The 14243-nt window shown below is 54.9% G+C and carries 17 protein-coding genes; 1 reads left to right on the top strand and 16 read right to left on the bottom strand.

Features of this window, described 5'->3' with window-relative positions:
- Window positions 1-100: 100 nt before the first annotated feature.
- The 8 genes from PT964_RS17300 to PT964_RS17265 form a co-directional block, all read right to left on the bottom strand.
- Window positions 101-1081, bottom strand: a complete 981-nt coding sequence (locus PT964_RS17300) for a biotin--[acetyl-CoA-carboxylase] ligase (RefSeq protein ID WP_274364626.1) — start codon at window positions 1079-1081, stop codon at window positions 101-103.
- The gene (locus tag PT964_RS17295; RefSeq protein ID WP_274364625.1) at window positions 1078-2373 is read right to left on the bottom strand and encodes a CCA tRNA nucleotidyltransferase; all 1296 of its coding nucleotides are present in this window, start codon (window positions 2371-2373) and stop codon (window positions 1078-1080) included. The genes PT964_RS17300 and PT964_RS17295 overlap by 4 nt, the downstream gene beginning before the upstream one ends.
- On the bottom strand, window positions 2370-3527 hold the full coding sequence (bshA, locus tag PT964_RS17290; RefSeq protein WP_274364624.1) for an N-acetyl-alpha-D-glucosaminyl L-malate synthase BshA: 1158 nt from the start codon (window positions 3525-3527) through the stop codon (window positions 2370-2372). The genes PT964_RS17295 and bshA overlap by 4 nt, the downstream gene beginning before the upstream one ends.
- Before the next feature lie 64 nt (window positions 3528-3591).
- Window positions 3592-4299 carry a bacillithiol biosynthesis deacetylase BshB1 gene (gene bshB1 / locus PT964_RS17285; protein WP_274364693.1) on the bottom strand — a complete coding sequence of 236 codons (708 nt, stop codon included), beginning with the start codon at window positions 4297-4299 and terminating at the stop codon, window positions 3592-3594.
- Entirely contained in the window at window positions 4296-4715 is a 420-nt protein-coding gene (locus PT964_RS17280) for a methylglyoxal synthase (RefSeq protein ID WP_274364623.1), read from the bottom strand. Before PT964_RS17280 ends, bshB1 begins: the two co-directional genes overlap by 4 nt.
- A 15-nt stretch (window positions 4716-4730) precedes the next feature.
- Window positions 4731-5537 (bottom strand): 4-hydroxy-tetrahydrodipicolinate reductase, encoded by an 807-nt coding sequence (dapB, locus tag PT964_RS17275; RefSeq protein WP_274364622.1) that lies wholly within the window; start codon window positions 5535-5537, stop codon window positions 4731-4733.
- Window positions 5534-6055 carry a tetratricopeptide repeat protein gene (locus PT964_RS17270; protein WP_274364621.1) on the bottom strand — a complete coding sequence of 174 codons (522 nt, stop codon included), beginning with the start codon at window positions 6053-6055 and terminating at the stop codon, window positions 5534-5536. The genes dapB and PT964_RS17270 overlap by 4 nt, the downstream gene beginning before the upstream one ends.
- 44 nt (window positions 6056-6099) lie before the next feature.
- Complete coding sequence (locus tag PT964_RS17265) at window positions 6100-6447, bottom strand: nucleotide pyrophosphohydrolase (RefSeq protein WP_274364620.1); 348 nt, start codon at window positions 6445-6447, stop codon at window positions 6100-6102.
- Window positions 6448-6610: 163 nt separating this feature from the next.
- Here PT964_RS17265 and PT964_RS17260 point away from each other — a divergent pair, with 163 nt between their 5' ends.
- A complete protein-coding gene (locus PT964_RS17260) occupies window positions 6611-7495 on the top strand; it encodes a YitT family protein (RefSeq protein WP_274364619.1) in 885 nt (294 codons plus the stop codon).
- A gap of 9 nt (window positions 7496-7504) precedes the next feature.
- On the opposite strand, the gene PT964_RS17255 is transcribed toward PT964_RS17260, so the two are convergent.
- The 8 genes from PT964_RS17255 to PT964_RS17220 form a co-directional block, all read right to left on the bottom strand.
- Window positions 7505-8407 carry a sporulation protein YpjB gene (locus tag PT964_RS17255; protein WP_274364618.1) on the bottom strand — a complete coding sequence of 301 codons (903 nt, stop codon included), beginning with the start codon at window positions 8405-8407 and terminating at the stop codon, window positions 7505-7507.
- A 44-nt stretch (window positions 8408-8451) separates the two neighbouring features.
- Complete coding sequence (locus tag PT964_RS17250; protein WP_274364692.1) at window positions 8452-9111, bottom strand: DUF1405 domain-containing protein; 660 nt, start codon at window positions 9109-9111, stop codon at window positions 8452-8454.
- A 122-nt stretch (window positions 9112-9233) separates the two neighbouring features.
- Entirely contained in the window at window positions 9234-10130 is an 897-nt protein-coding gene (locus PT964_RS17245; protein WP_274364617.1) for a menaquinol-cytochrome c reductase cytochrome b/c subunit, read from the bottom strand.
- A 15-nt stretch (window positions 10131-10145) separates the two neighbouring features.
- Window positions 10146-10817: a menaquinol-cytochrome c reductase cytochrome b subunit gene (qcrB, locus tag PT964_RS17240; protein ID WP_274364616.1), complete on the bottom strand. Its 672-nt coding sequence runs from the start codon at window positions 10815-10817 to the stop codon at window positions 10146-10148.
- 21 nt (window positions 10818-10838) lie between these two features.
- Window positions 10839-11381 (bottom strand): QcrA and Rieske domain-containing protein, encoded by a 543-nt coding sequence (locus tag PT964_RS17235; RefSeq protein WP_274364615.1) that lies wholly within the window; start codon window positions 11379-11381, stop codon window positions 10839-10841.
- Window positions 11382-11555: 174 nt separating this feature from the next.
- Window positions 11556-12005 carry a DUF2487 family protein gene (locus tag PT964_RS17230; protein ID WP_274364614.1) on the bottom strand — a complete coding sequence of 150 codons (450 nt, stop codon included), beginning with the start codon at window positions 12003-12005 and terminating at the stop codon, window positions 11556-11558.
- A gap of 139 nt (window positions 12006-12144) precedes the next feature.
- Complete coding sequence (locus PT964_RS17225; RefSeq protein WP_274364613.1) at window positions 12145-12333, bottom strand: IDEAL domain-containing protein; 189 nt, start codon at window positions 12331-12333, stop codon at window positions 12145-12147.
- Between the two features lie 109 nt (window positions 12334-12442).
- Entirely contained in the window at window positions 12443-13780 is a 1338-nt protein-coding gene (locus PT964_RS17220) for a hypothetical protein (protein ID WP_274364612.1), read from the bottom strand.
- Window positions 13781-14243 lie beyond the last annotated feature (463 nt).

The following is a 14243-nucleotide window of genomic DNA, read 5'->3' as shown; positions in this document are numbered from 1 at the left end:
GTACGGTTTCGGATTGACCGAATACCGTCCGGCATAAATCTCTTTTCACCACGTAGTATACCACGGAATGTAAATTTGTAAAAAGGGAAGCGTGTCTCTCTTATGAACGGGCTGCGGAAGCAAGATCACCGGAGTACAGCGTATGGATTACGCCGTTCTCGTCCTTTACCAGCAGCGCCCCGTCCTCCGTAATGGCTTCCGCGATCCCCCGGACGGTTCCCTTCGGCGTTTGGACGGAGACGGACGTATGCAGCGTGCACGTCAGCGCTTCCCATAACGAGCGGATCGGCGCGAAGCCTTCGGTTTTATAAATGCCGTAGAGCGCCTCCAGCTGCTCGAAAAACGCGGCGATCAGCCGCTCTCGCTCCAGCTCGGCTCCTCCCCGTTCGATCTTTAGTGAGGTCGTTTTTGCAAGAAGCTCTTCGGGGTAATCGCCCGGGTCCATGTTGACGCTGATGCCGACCCCGGCAATCATCGCCTTCACGATGTCCGCTTCCGCAATCGACTCGACCAGTATGCCGCACGCTTTCCGGCCTTCAATCAATATATCGTTCGGCCATTTGATCGCCGCATCAACCTCGGCAGTCCGGCGAATGGCCCGGCACAGCGCCACCGAAATGAGCAGCGTCATGTGGGGCGCCTGCGCCAGCGGCACTTCGGGCTGCATAATAAAGCTCATCCATATCCCTTTCCCGGCGGGAGAATGCCAAGACCTGCCCAACCGGCCGCGCCCGGCGGTCTGCTGCTCCGCTATGAACACGGCGCCTTCTCTCGCCCCGTTCAGGTAAGCCTCGTGTGCGACGTTCTGCGTCGATTCCGCCACATCCATTACGGTTACGGAAGCGCCGAACACCTTCGTTCGGAGCATGTCCAGCAGCTTTGCATACTTCAGCTTGTTCGGCTCCGCCGTCAGCCGGTATCCGACACGCGGGATCGACTCGAACCGGTAGCCCTCTTCCTCGAGACGGCGTATTCGCTTCCAAACGGCGGTCCGGCTAATTCCCAGCTGCTTGGACAGCGCCTCCCCCGAAACAAAGCCGCCTTCGGCGGCGGCAAACAGCTCTAGCATTCGATCCTTCAACGCTCTCTTCGTTCCCCTTCCTCGGCGGTCATTTCGGCCGCTCTCTTTAGCAGCGCTTGCGTTTCGTTCGGCACCCGATTCATCGCCGCTTCAAACAACAATCGCTTCAGAAGATGGCTTAGCCAAGGTCCGCCCCTTCGATGGAGCGCCGCCATCAGCATTTCGCCGTTAATGGAAAGCTCATGCAGGCCGGTTGCAGCCATTTCGCCCAGCCACTTCTCTCCATGCTCGGCATATGCTGCCGCCCATCGGTACTCCTCGTACTTCCGGAGCTGCTCCGCGGCAGGAAGCCAATCCGTCGCGGTTTCTTTCCCGTAAGTAAGGACGGCCGACTTCCATGCGGACTCGGCATGCTCCTGCGGCGTCGAAGCCAGCGTGCGAAACAAGCCGACGGCGCGCTCGATCCGCTCGCCGAACGACTTGGAGCCCCGAAGCGCGTCGATGACGCCTCTTGTATCGGCCGCCCCGACCTTCATCCGGTCGAACCAAAGCGCCCACCGCAGCGGCGGCTCGGGAAGCCGGTCCAACTCGGCCAGCGGATCCGGATCCGTTCCCGATACGCCTAATTTCGGCGGCAGGCGGAGCTTCGTCTTCGTCCAGCTGAGCAGGCCGCTTTCGGCAAGCAGCCGCAAGGCGCGAAACGGCGCAGCTCCGGAAACCATCCGCTCCAGCTCGGAGCGGACCCGCTCCATCGCGATCCGCGAAAGCGACGGAGCTCCGGCCGCGACCGCCCGCCACGTCGCTTCATCCACAATAAGCTCGTACTCCGCCGCAAACCGCACGCAGCGCAGCATCCGCAGCGAATCCTCGGCAAAGCGGAGGCTTGGCTCCCCGACACACCGCAGGATGCCTTTCGCCAGATCGTCTTGCCCACCATACGGGTCGACCAGCCGTCCGTCCGCATCGAGCGCCATCGCGTTCATCGTAAAATCGCGCCGCTCCAAATCGCCCTCGATCGAATCGATGAACGATACCGAGTCGGGTCTTCTGCCGTCACCATATTCGGACTCGGTGCGGAACGTCGTCACCTCGAACGAAAAGCCGCCCGCGACCACGGTTACCGTCCCATGCTGCAGCCCGGTCGGGATCGCATCCGGATACAGGCGCATGACCTCATCCGGCCTCGCCGCCGTTGCGATGTCGATGTCCTTCAGCGCGCGGCCAAGCAGGGTGTCGCGCACGCAGCCGCCGACGAAATAGGCCGGGTAGCCCGCTTCCGTCAACCTTCGCAATACGTTCGTCCCCGCTTTGCCGATCTCCGAATCCGAAAGCTGCATAAAGCGTCCGTTCATTCGTTCGTCAACACCCGTTCCTTGCATTCATTGAGCACTCGATAATAAATATCCTCGTATTGGCCTCGAATCAAGTCGTTGCAAAACTCCGTTTGCGCCCGGCGAACGCATGCCGCGGACATCCGTGCGTACAGCGCCTCGTCCTTCAGCAGGCGGATCGCATTCTCGGCCATGTCCGCCGTATCGCCGACTCCTGATAAATATCCCGTCTCCCCGTGCGTCACCACCTCGGGAATGCCCCCGGCATCCGAACCGATCGTCGGAACGCCGCAAGCCATCGCTTCGAGCGCGACCAGTCCGAAGCTTTCCTTCTCGGAAGGCAGCAGCATAATATCCGCTACCGACAGCAGCTCGGCCACTTCATCCTGACGGCCGAGGAACAATACCCGATCCCGAAGGCCGAGCTCTTCCACTCTTGAAATCGTCCGCGCCATTTCCGGTCCTTCCCCGACGAACACAAGCTTCGAAGGAACCTGTTCGTTGACGGTCCGAAACACTTCCACCACGTCCAAAACCCGCTTCACCGGCCTAAAGTTGGAGACGTGCATAATAATTTTCTCGCCGCGCGAGGCAAAATCGCACCGGTATTTGGAGCAATCCCGCGGGTAGTAAATTCTTTTATCGATGAAGTTATAGGTAAGATCGATATGGCGCGTAATATTGAGACGTTCCCGGGTTTCCCGGATCAGATCGAGCGAAACGGCCGTGACGGCATCGCTGCTGTTGATCCCGAGCCGAATGAGGTCGCTCATGCTTTCGTTTTGGGCCAGTATCGTAATATCGGTGCCGTGAAGCGTGGTGATCACCTTCAAGTCGCTGTCCACCATTCCTTTGGCGATATAAGCGCAAACCGCATGCGGAATCGCATAATGCACGTGGAGTACGTCCAGCTTCTGATGTTTCGCCACCTGCGCCATCTTTGCGGCAAGCGACAAATCGTACGGCGGGTATTTAAAGACGTGATAATCGGTAATTTCAACCTCGTGATAAAAAATGTTTTTATGAAAGCCGCCCAACCGAAACGGCATGCTATGCGTAATGAAATGGACATTATGTCCTTGCTCGGCCAGAAGCTTTCCCAGCTCCGTAGCCACGACGCCGGAACCTCCGAGCGACGGATAACATGTAATGCCGATGTTCAATCTTTCTCTCATAAAACACCTCCAATAGGCGTAGACGCTCTGATACAATGTATGTCTTTTTGAGGATTTCCATTTCTTAAAACAGCTTCACGGCATACGGTATTTTCGTTACGAAGCCTTCTGCGAACCGGACGCCGAGCTTCCCGCCCAGCAGGCCGTCCCGCTGCTCCACCCGCTCCACATACCCCTGATTCAGCGGTGTCGCCACCGCGCCTTCTCCGATTTCGAATTGGCTGCGGTAGCTCATCAGTGCGCGTCTCTTTAATTCATAAACGTCCGACACGTCAACCGCAAGCTCCGAATCGACGACATCATTAATGAAGTAAAAATAAGTCCGTTCCACCGTCCACGCCGAAGCGTCCGATGCGTACTTTCTCAGCTTGGCGTTAAAAATCGCTTCCTGCATGATGGCGCTGCACGCGACATGGTCCGGATGGCGGTCCTGCCAGTACGGAATAAAGACGAGTCTCGGCCTGCAGGCGCGAATTTCGCGTACGATTTTCTCCAGGTATTCGTCCGTCATCCGAAGCCCCCGGTCAGGCAGCTCCAAACAGGACCGGTACGAAAGGCCGAGAACGGCGGCTGCGTTCTCGGCTTCTTTTTTACGAGTTATGACATCTCCGTTGGACGACATCTCGGCTTGCGTCAGATCGCAGATGCCGACCCGGTACCCCGCCGCCGTGTGCTTGGCGATCGTTCCGGCCATCCCGATTTCCACATCGTCCGGATGGGCGCCGAACGCAAGGATGTCCAGTCCGTTCGATGATTGCCCGCCGCCGATCATGCCCGGTCCTCCGGCGTGATCGTCTTGACGACCGTTCTCCACTGAAAATCTCCGCGCTCCAGCGCTTTAATCAATATTTCCGCCGTTCCCAAATTCGTTGCGAGCGGTATTCCGTGCACGTCGCTAAGTCTCAATAATGCGTTAATGTCCGGTTCGTGCGGCTGAGCCATCAGCGGATCGCGGAAAAACAAAATGAGATCCATCTCGTTCTGGGCGACCATCGCCCCGATTTGCTGATCTCCGCCGAGCGGCCCCGACAAAAATCGGTGAACCTTCAGCTGCGTGTTTTCCATAATGCGTTTGCCGGTCGTCCCCGTCGCAAACAAGATATGGTGTTTTAATACGTGTTCATAGGCAATGGAGAAATCGACCATCTCATCCTTCTTGCGGTCGTGTGCGATTAGTGCGATATTCATGGTTTTCGCCTCCAGCTATTCCATCAGATGTTCGAATCCGTATACCAGCCCCGTATAATTCATCACTTTATGTATTGCCGTATTTACGCCGGGCATGTAGCCGGCGCGGTCGTACGAGTCGTGCCTGATTTTGAGCGTTTGCCCGAATGCCCCGAAAATAACTTCCTGCTGCGCAAAGACGCCGGGCAAGCGAACGCTGTGAATCCGAAACCCGTTGTAATATCCTCCCCGGGCGCCTTCGATCGTTTCGTGCTCGTTCGGATTGCCTTGCTTCAGCTCTTGGCGGGCTTCGGAAATGAGTTCGGCCGTCTTGATCGACGTGCCTGAAGGAGCGTCGAGCTTTTGGTCTCCATGATACTCTATAATTTCGACGTGAGGCATATATTTTGCGGCTTCCTTCGCAAATTTCATCATAAGGATCGCGCCGATCGAGAAATTCGGAGCGATCAAGCCGCCGATGCCCGCTTGCCTGCACAGCTCGTCCAATTCCCGGATATCGTCCGGAGTAAAGCCGGTCGTTCCCATTATCGGACGCACTCCGTGCTTGATGGCCAGCTTCGTGTGGCGGACCGCAAGCTGCGGTGCCGTAAAATCGACGAGCACATCGGCGGAAGCGCGCAGCAGCGCTTCATCCAAATCCGCTTGAACGGCGACTCCGCAGCTCGCGGCTCCCGCGAGCTCGCCTGCGTCCTTGCCTTCCGCCGACGGCGAAACGGCAGCCGCTAACGTAAGCTTCGGATCGGCCAGCACCATTTTTACGACTTCCCGCCCCATGCGCCCTCCGGCGCCGGCGACGGCGACTCGAATGTTTCGTTCGTTCATCCATATTCCTCCAAGTAAGCGGCTAATTTAATTTTGTATTGGTCAAGCAGCTCTTTCGCCGCCTTATGCTCCGGATCGAGCCTCAGCAGCTCCTGCAGCGTCTGAATCGCCTCGCGGTAATCCTCGACGCCGGCGAATGCGCCCGCCATCAGCATATAAGCGTTCTCGTCCACCGGATTGAGCGTCAGCGCCTGACGCAGCAGCGCGGCCGCCAGCAAACAGCCGTCCTTCCCTCTGTTCAAATGGCGCTCGGCTTGGAGCACCAGCTCCTTCGCCTCAAGCATGCGCAGATGAACGTCATATTCGGACTGACCGGGAGAGAGCCGTTTGGCCGTCCGGGCGTGCTTCAGCGCCTCGCTGATTTTATTGCTGCGGGCGTAAGTAATCGACAGCTTGTAATGATAATCCGGATTGTCCGGATCTTGTTCGATCGCTTTTAAAAACCATTCCACCGCGCCCTCGAAATGCTGCATGAGAATGTGTTCGTACGCTTTCTGCAGTTCGCGCTCTCCGCCCATTGCCTCCATCCTCCTTCGCCGCTTTCCAAGGATGATGGTACATTTTATTCGGGCTTTTCAGCTTCGGTGTTCAATTTAGTCCATCTATCTTTATCGCGCGTATTGAATTTGTGCATCACCGCATCGTGCGCCTGCTGCAAATCAATGCCGAGCGAATTCGCAAAGCAAATTACAATAAACAGAATGTCGCCCAATTCATACTCGATGGAGTTTTCGGGCTCGTCCTTCTTTTTCGGCTTCTCGCCGTACGTGTGATTCACCTCTCTCGCAAGCTCACCCACTTCTTCCGTAATTCTTGCAAGCAAGGCAAGCGGCGAGAAGTAACCCTCCTTAAATTGAGAGATGTAACGGTCCACTTCTTCCTGCATCATCTTTAGCGTCTTGTCGGACATGCGCATATTCCTCGCCTTCGAAGTCCTCATGTTACTCCTATGTTAGCGTAAAGCTTTCGGGAGTACAAGAACGGAGCGACGATTCGCCGCCCGGCTCTTTGTGGGACCCGACTTGTCCGTGATACAATAGGAATACCGCAGATATACAGAGAAGGAGAGCTTTATGAAGCATTGGATATCCCTCATTTGGCACCAGCTGCTTCCGATTATGATCGGAACGGCCGTTTACGCGTTCGGCCTTCAATATTTTTTGATTCCCAACGAGCTGATGGAAGGCGGCGTGACGGGGGTCGGCATCTTACTGAACTACGCTTACCGTTTTCCTTTGTCCATTACGACGCTTGTGCTTAATATTCCGCTTTTTATCGTAGGCTGGAAGCTGCTCGGCAAGCGAGGCATGTTTTTAACGATTTTCGGCACGTTATCGCTTTCCTTCTTCTTATATTTGATCGAGCGCTCCATCGATGCCGGATGGATTCGTCCTTTCTCCGCCGAACATGATCTATTCCTTGCGACTTTGTATGCGGGAGTTACGCTCGGCACCGGGCTCGGCATCGTGTTCCGCTTCGGGGGCACGACGGGCGGCGTCGATATTTTGGCCAGAATCGCCAGCAAGAAGCGCGGCTGGAGCATGGGACAATTTTTTCTGTGCTTTGACGCGGTTGTCATCGGACTATCTCTTATTTACATATCTATGGAACGCGTTCTGTACACGCTCGTTGCCGTGTTCATTTCCGCGAAAATCATCGATCTGATTCAACAAGGGGAATACGCCGCAAGAGCGTTCACGGTCATTTCGGAGCATCCGCAGACGATCGCCGATATTATTATGAAGGAATTGGAGCGGGGCGTTACGATTATACCGGCTAAAGGAGCGTTCACCGGCCAAGCGAAGGAAATGCTGTACTGCGTCGTTTACAAACAGGAAACCCGCCGAGTCGAAAGACTGATTCGGCGGGTGGATCCGAAAGCGTTTATAATCGTCAGCGAAGTGCAGGACGTTCTCGGGGAAGGGTTCAAAGAACCCGAAGCCGAGCACGCGAATTAAAATGGTTTATTACAAAATGCCGTCGATATCTTTTTCGCTCTTTACTCTGACATAGGCCGCTTCCGCTTGATACCGCCTCCATGCGACATACGCAAGAACTCCCAAAATGACCGCTCCCAGCGTAAAGGTCCACAGGATGGGATGCGGAGGCTCCGCTGTCGGCGCGATCGGCGCGATCGTTTCCCGCTGTTCGTCCGCGGAACGGAACAGCTCGTCAAGCGCCTTGCTCAAGTTCGGCAAGCCGTCTTGGATCGCCTTCCAGTTGCGTGTTCCGATTCCGTTCTCAAAGAACGAAGACATCGAATCGAGTACGGCGGCTTGGGAAGGACCCTTCGTAATCGTTACCGCCGGGCGAATAAGCGCGACCCTTGCCTTCCACTCATTCAATGCCGCACTTGCGCCGTTCTTATCACGCTTGATTACAGCCGCTTCCAGCTCCGACACATTTTCGGCAAGCGGCTTCTCGAAATCAAGCCACATCGGCCGCTTCGGTTGGCATAATGCGTCAACGGCCAAGCGCACTTTAATGACCTCGAGCAGTGCTTTGCGCTCATCGGGCTGTACGTGATTTAACGTTTGCAGCGCCGCCGATACGGTTTCCGATAACGCGCCGATCCCTTCGATCGTCGTCAGTCCGTCGTACGACAGCTTCGTCGCCGCGGCGGACAGCTGCACCATATGGGTCTGCGCCGCTTGGGCGTCCCCGTCCTTAACGCTTCGGTAAGCATTTTCCGCATGCTTGTTCATTTGATCGAGCAGCGCATATTGCGCATCGGTTACGACTTGTTTCGCATCGGGCTTCGTTTCCGCTTCGTTCGAGCAGCCGGCGGCCGTCGAAAGCAGCGCTGCGGCAAGCAAGCCGACGAGGCTTAGCCTGCCTAGGAACGGCATCTTCCAATTCACCGTTCTCATGGGACATCCCTCCTTATCACCATGATATGGAGGGATGTCCTGCTTTAGACGCGATATTTTTTAGAAAGCAGCACGCCGAGCGCGGCGCAAGCGATGCCGAGTACGCTTAGCGAAACGGTGAACGTCTGCACCTGATCGATCCGTTCGAGAAGCACCGAGCTCAGCATCGGGAAGACGCCGAACGTATAGTCGATCGCGTCGTTTAACAGCGTCCATGCGGCGCCGATCGCTACCGTTACGAGCGTGAGCCTGCGGTAGAAGCGCATATAGAGCAGTGCTTCGACGGCCATAAGCGAATGGGATGCCATCAGCATGTAATCCTGCCATACGAGCTTATCCCCAAGCGACGCTTCCCACAAGATAATCGTAACGGCCCATATTCCGTATTTCACCTGGGTAATGACGGATAACGCTTCGACGATTCCCCGCCCGGAGACGATCGGCTCGTCCCGCAGCAGCGGCGGTGATTGCACCGTCTTCCGGTCCCGAATCAAGAATGCGATCGTAATCGTAAAAAACAAGCTGGCCGTCGGACTGTCCGGAACGACCAGGACGAGCCACTTGCCGATTTCGTTCCATGTCATTACCAGCTGATAGCGGTACCATTCATAGCCGTATAACGTTCCCAGCAAATTGGCCCAAAATAACGCCCACAATATCCACGGCTGCAGCAAAAACGACCGGCTCCAAAGCATCGAAATCATTCGTAACAAGCTAGGCACTCTCCTCGCGCAAGGCTTCAGATGTTATATCCGCAGGATATACTTTCTGAACCGTTAAAAAAACCTGACCGGGATGAACGCGGTCAGGCTTCTTCTTGTGTTCGTTATTCCGCCGGTGCAGGCTCCGCTTTCTGCATTGCCAGCCAGCCGGCCAAGGCGTCCATATCTTCATCGGTCAGCCCTTGTTTAATATTGTAATCATACTGCGCAGGCATGCCGCCTTTGCCGTTCTTGATAATGTCCATGATCTCTTCTTTGGAGTAGCTGTCGCCCACGCCGATCAGCTGCGGGAAGCCGGCCGTCGCGTTCCCCTTCATGTCCGCCGCATGGCAGCTCACGCAGGAAGCGTTCTGGTAAATCTGATACGCCGGGTCATCCTCTGCAACGATTGCAGTCGCTACTGGCTTTTGCGGTTCTCCGTTCTTGGCCGCTTCTCTTTCCTTCTTCATCTTCTCTTCGCGTTCGATGTGCTCCGGCGTAATGCCGCTCACTTGCAGCTCATGCTGGTAGTGATCCCAAGAAACCTTCGTCAGGTAGATCATCGCAACGAGCGAGAGCAGCATCAGCGCCGAAGTCGCAGGCCGTCTATAGAAGCGGCGCTCCGGGCTCCGGTCCAGGAACGGCGCGAGCATCAGACCGAGGAACGCAAGCCCCGGGACGCCGACCGTGCCGAGCACGACGAATTGGTCGGAAGTATACGGATATTTAAGCAGCTGGTACAAGAACAAGAAGTACCAGTCCGGCATCGGAATGAAGCCGGTGTTCGTCGGATCCGCCGGATAGCCGAGCGGAGACGGATGAGAAATGACAAGCACCAAAATTCCGACCAGAACGACAACCCCGACCATCCATTCCTTCAATAGGAAGTTCGGAATGAACGCTTCCGATTTCCCCGGATATGCGGTATAGTCGCGCGGAATGTTATTGTGCTGCACTTTTCTTACGCGAGAGTCGCCGACGTATACAACTTTTTCATTTGGATTATGATTCGATGCTGACATTTCGGTTCCCCCTCATCACAACGGTCCCGAGATGCCCTGTTTGCGGATCAGGAAGAAGTGCCCTCCAAGAAGCGCCAGCAGGCCAGCCGGTAGGAAGAATACGTGCAATGCGAAGAAACGCGTGATCGTTTGGGCGCCGACAATGTCGCCGCCTTGCAGGAACGTCTTCACATAATCGCCGACGAACGGTACGGATGCGGCAATCTGAATGCCGACCTTCGTCGCGAAGTAAGCTTTATTATCCCAAGGAAGCAGGTAACCCGTAAAGCCGAGACCGAGCATAACCGCAAAGATCAGCATGCCGATGACCCAGTTCATTTCGCGCGGGTGCTTGTACGAGCCCGTAAAAAATACGCGAAGCGTATGTAGGAACATCATGACGATAACCAAGCTTGCGCCCCAGTGATGCATACCTCTCACGATCACGCCGAAAGCGACCTTATGCTGCAGGTAGTCGACGGATGCGTAAGCGTTGATGATGTCCGGAACGTAATACATCGTCAGAAACATGCCGGACAAAATTTGAATGACCGTAATAAAAAACGTCAAGCCGCCGAAGCAATACACGAACGCGGAAAAGTGATGCGCCGGGTTTACGTGCTCCGGTACTTCATGGTCCGCAACGTCCCGCCAAATCGGTGTGATGTCGAGACGTTCGTCAATCCAGTTGTATACCGATTTTAACATATGATCTGAAACGCCTCCTTCTTACACTCTTGAGTTAGGACGAATCGGGCCGAGATATACGAAGCCGTTTTCGAGCTTGACGTCGTACTCGTCAAGCGGCGCAGGCGCAACCGCCAAGTTTTGCCCGTCCTTCGTATAATGCGCGCCGTGGCAAGGGCAGAAAAACTGTTCCGGATATTCGGTGTTCGTATTCCAGTTAACCGTGCAGCCCAAATGCTTACAAACCGGGGACAGCGCATAAATCTTACCGTCCTCGCCCTTCGCAATCCAAGCCGTCATTTCCGGATCGCTTTCGTACCATCCGTCGATTTGGTGGATTTTGAATTTGAATTCCGTAGGTTCTGCTTTAATGCTGCCCTCTTCCGTAACCTTAACGTAGTTCGCCTCCGCTTTCGGTTCAAGCAGAGGATCTACCGCAAAGCGAAGCATTGGGACCATAATGCCCGCAGCCATAAATCCGCCTGCGCCGCCAAGCGTATAGGAAAGGAATTGACGGCGGGACATTTCGCGCCGTTTGGAGCTTTTGTGCTCTTCTCCATGAGTTCCGTGTGTTTTTTCGCTCATTTTCTGTTTACCCCCTTTGCCAAGAACGACAATCTCATCAGCCTCTTGCTAGCACGTGCAAAGTCATAAATTATAATAGCTTACGGCCCATGACCCGTCAAGAAATTGCAACCTTCCAAACGGGATTGAGACAAGGAATAGACAAAGTTGTTACGAATTTGTCACAACTGAGGTTCAGGTGCTGCCTACGGCGCCGCCGCCGAACCAAAGCGACTCCACAGCCTTGCGAATTCTCGCTCTGTAATTCGCCCCCTCTTCGGCCGCTTCGCCGGCTTCAGGCACGACCACCAGACTCGCTTCCTTCGGACGGAACGCGGCTAAACGCTCGTTCCCGGATACGACGACGCAATATCGGAAGCCGCCTGCAGTAAGTCTCCCGCACATTTCGCCGACGAGCCGCTCCAGCCGTTCGTCCGACTCCGCGTAATGCACGGCGGGATACGTAACGACTCTTCCTTTATAAAGCTGCTCGAGCGGATCCAAAGCGTCGCGCAGCTTCTCAAGCATAACCGTCGCCTCCCAAGGCGATTCGGCTCCGGTTAAGCCGCTGACGGGGAGCAGCACCGTATCCAGATACGGCTTCAGCTCGTCCCATCGTTCCCGGTCGATGTCACTAAACTTCATCGGTTCCCTCTCCTTGGAAACAATGGTTATTAGGATATGCATATTTGCCTCATCCAATGTATCACATTACCCAGGCATGTACCAAATGTGCGAAAAGAAAAAAGCCCACGCATACGCATAGGCTTATACGGGACTAAGCTTACGCAATGCTAAGCAAAGTGCGAAGCTCATTCGTCAGCGCGAGGAACGCCGCTTCATTCCCTTCCGCGAGGGCCACGTCAATTTCCTTGTAAAGTTCTTTCTGCCTGTATTCTCGTATGGCCTCGTCAAGGATGAGTTCCGCCATCAGATTACGCAGCATTTCATTTGCCGGAACCTGTTTCTCCATACGTAACCCTCCATCTTTGTCGAATACAAGATTCTTTAAAACTAATTTATTCGTTGCGTGAGGCGCCGTTTTAGTTCGAACGCCCGTATCGCATCGAATATACGGTAGCCTAGCCCGTACCGGGCTGCTCGGGGAGCGCGATTCGGTCCTCTTCCGGGACGTATACGCCGCGCACAATGCTGCTCCCGAGCTTCGTCATTTCCACAACGGTGCCGCTCTCCGGATGCTCTCCGATCCGCAATAATCCGAGATGCATCATCATCGTCAAAACCCGGTTTCGGAGTATTGCTTCCGGAGTATCGTAATAGTACGGCTTTACGAGCCCGATAAGCACTTCGGTCATCGTCTTGACCGTTACCCACCGCTGCGCAAGCCGGTCTACCCAGTGCGCCAGCGATTGAATATTATGAATCGGGTTTTTGTACAGCTTCAGCCAAAACCGGTAAACCGCGCTCGGGTCCTCCCGGGCGCCGGCCGATACGCGTTCGGCGCCGGCCTCTGTGACCGTCAGCATACCGGGACCCTCATCGATCAATTTGTTGTAAAAGCAATAATCGTAAATCAGCGAGAAGCGGTTCGGATAGTCGTTGATTTTCCGGCCGTAGCCGAATCTCCAGCCGCCTTTTCCGACCGGCTCTTCCTTCACGGTCATGACGTCCATGATCGCCTGCTGTGTGCGCTTATACATCGCTCCGTTAGAGGAAAGCTCCACAGGCGACTGATGGACGAATTTCAAAAATTGATAGATGTCCTCAAGCAGCAAGCGCTGCTCGTCCCGATAAACGGGAGGCTCCTCGATCACCTGCAACCGGCGTTCGAAAGAGCGTGCCAGCGAATCCGCGAACCTTCGTTTCAAGTCGCTGGGGACTTGATACAAATATTTCGTCTGGTGCGAGTAGCCGTTAAACAGCCAGCCTTGCTGTTTAAATCTCAACACCATATCCCGCGGGCTCCATTCCTTGGTCTCCTCCTTGTCGCTTGCCGACTTTTTGGCGGCATTAGAAGCTTTAGAAGCTTTGGTGGCTTTGGAGGCTTTGGAGGCTTTGGAGGCTTTGGCGGTTGATTTCTTAAACTCTTTCAAATTCGGTTCTTTCGTTTCGGTCTGCCCCAGCGACGACATACGGAGGTCGTTCGGCGATCGGGCTTGCGGGTTGGCTCCGCCGGCTTCCGCCGCTTCCGTCTGGAAACGGCTGAGTCTCGCCCGCGCAACCAATTCCTCCAGCGAAAACGATTCTCTTTGATCGTATAGCAGCGAATTTAAAAATCGGATATCCTCGAGCTCCAGCTTTTCCACATACGTCTCAAACACGTCTTTGCGGTTGATCCGGCCGAGTATCGCTTGGATCAATTCGTTCTTGGAATTGGTGTTGCAGTTGCACTCGTAATGATCGGCAATCCGGTTCAGCTGATGAATGTCCGCGTAGCTCAGCATGTCTGCGAGATTCATTGAACAAAAGCCTCCCCTTTTTCGGTCCGTTTTTACCCATTATGGGGGAATCCGCCGAAAAATATTCGTGAGGCTATGAATCTTTTTGACCGGTTTGGGGAAAGACGGGGACGGAACTAAGAAAAACATGGCAAGCGGCATCCTCAATCGGCTCGCGATACGGGAGCAGAGGACGATTACGATCGTGAAGGAAGTATGTGCGATGGCCGACATTTGTTCAGCCCGGCAATGGTTTGCTGTGCGCCCAATAAGGGGGGGATTGTTAGGTATGCGATTTCGAGCGGAGCGGAACGTAACAGAACGCAATGTCCGCTAATTCGCGGCAAACGGCGAGAATCCACGAAATAACGGAACAAGACTCCGCTGATTAGTTGAAAAGGCGAAAAATCGCGAGAAAAAACCGGATTAGCGGTCAACACCGGGTCAACCCCCTTAGTTTGGACACTTTCCACATCCATTCTTT

The organism is Paenibacillus thermotolerans (genome assembly GCF_028745515.1).
GTDB classification, from domain to species: Bacteria; Bacillota; Bacilli; order Paenibacillales; family YIM-B00363; genus Paenibacillus_AE; species Paenibacillus_AE thermotolerans.
This window is presented reverse-complemented; position numbering and strand designations above follow the sequence as displayed.

What these genes read in the sequence shown, in the direction of transcription:
- PT964_RS17295 (WP_274364625.1), bottom strand. Translation starts at nt 2,373, where the DNA reads ATGAACGGACGCTTTATGCAGCTTTCGGATTCGGAGATCGGCAAAGCG.
- bshA (WP_274364624.1), bottom strand. Translation starts at nt 3,527, where the DNA reads ATGAGAGAAAGATTGAACATCGGCATTACATGTTATCCGTCGCTCGGA.
- bshB1 (WP_274364693.1), bottom strand. Translation starts at nt 4,299, where the DNA reads ATGATCGGCGGCGGGCAATCATCGAACGGACTGGACATCCTTGCGTTC.
- PT964_RS17280 (WP_274364623.1), bottom strand. Translation starts at nt 4,715, where the DNA reads ATGAATATCGCACTAATCGCACACGACCGCAAGAAGGATGAGATGGTC.
- dapB (WP_274364622.1), bottom strand. Translation starts at nt 5,537, where the DNA reads ATGAACGAACGAAACATTCGAGTCGCCGTCGCCGGCGCCGGAGGGCGC.
- PT964_RS17270 (WP_274364621.1), bottom strand. Translation starts at nt 6,055, where the DNA reads ATGGGCGGAGAGCGCGAACTGCAGAAAGCGTACGAACACATTCTCATG.
- PT964_RS17265 (WP_274364620.1), bottom strand. Translation starts at nt 6,447, where the DNA reads ATGTCCGACAAGACGCTAAAGATGATGCAGGAAGAAGTGGACCGTTAC.
- PT964_RS17260 (WP_274364619.1), top strand. Translation starts at nt 6,611, where the DNA reads ATGAAGCATTGGATATCCCTCATTTGGCACCAGCTGCTTCCGATTATG.
- PT964_RS17255 (WP_274364618.1), bottom strand. Translation starts at nt 8,407, where the DNA reads ATGAGAACGGTGAATTGGAAGATGCCGTTCCTAGGCAGGCTAAGCCTC.
- PT964_RS17250 (WP_274364692.1), bottom strand. Translation starts at nt 9,111, where the DNA reads ATGATTTCGATGCTTTGGAGCCGGTCGTTTTTGCTGCAGCCGTGGATA.
- PT964_RS17245 (WP_274364617.1), bottom strand. Translation starts at nt 10,130, where the DNA reads ATGTCAGCATCGAATCATAATCCAAATGAAAAAGTTGTATACGTCGGC.
- qcrB (WP_274364616.1), bottom strand. Translation starts at nt 10,817, where the DNA reads ATGTTAAAATCGGTATACAACTGGATTGACGAACGTCTCGACATCACA.
- PT964_RS17235 (WP_274364615.1), bottom strand. Translation starts at nt 11,381, where the DNA reads ATGAGCGAAAAAACACACGGAACTCATGGAGAAGAGCACAAAAGCTCC.
- PT964_RS17230 (WP_274364614.1), bottom strand. Translation starts at nt 12,005, where the DNA reads ATGAAGTTTAGTGACATCGACCGGGAACGATGGGACGAGCTGAAGCCG.
- PT964_RS17225 (WP_274364613.1), bottom strand. Translation starts at nt 12,333, where the DNA reads ATGGAGAAACAGGTTCCGGCAAATGAAATGCTGCGTAATCTGATGGCG.
- PT964_RS17220 (WP_274364612.1), bottom strand. Translation starts at nt 13,780, where the DNA reads ATGAATCTCGCAGACATGCTGAGCTACGCGGACATTCATCAGCTGAAC.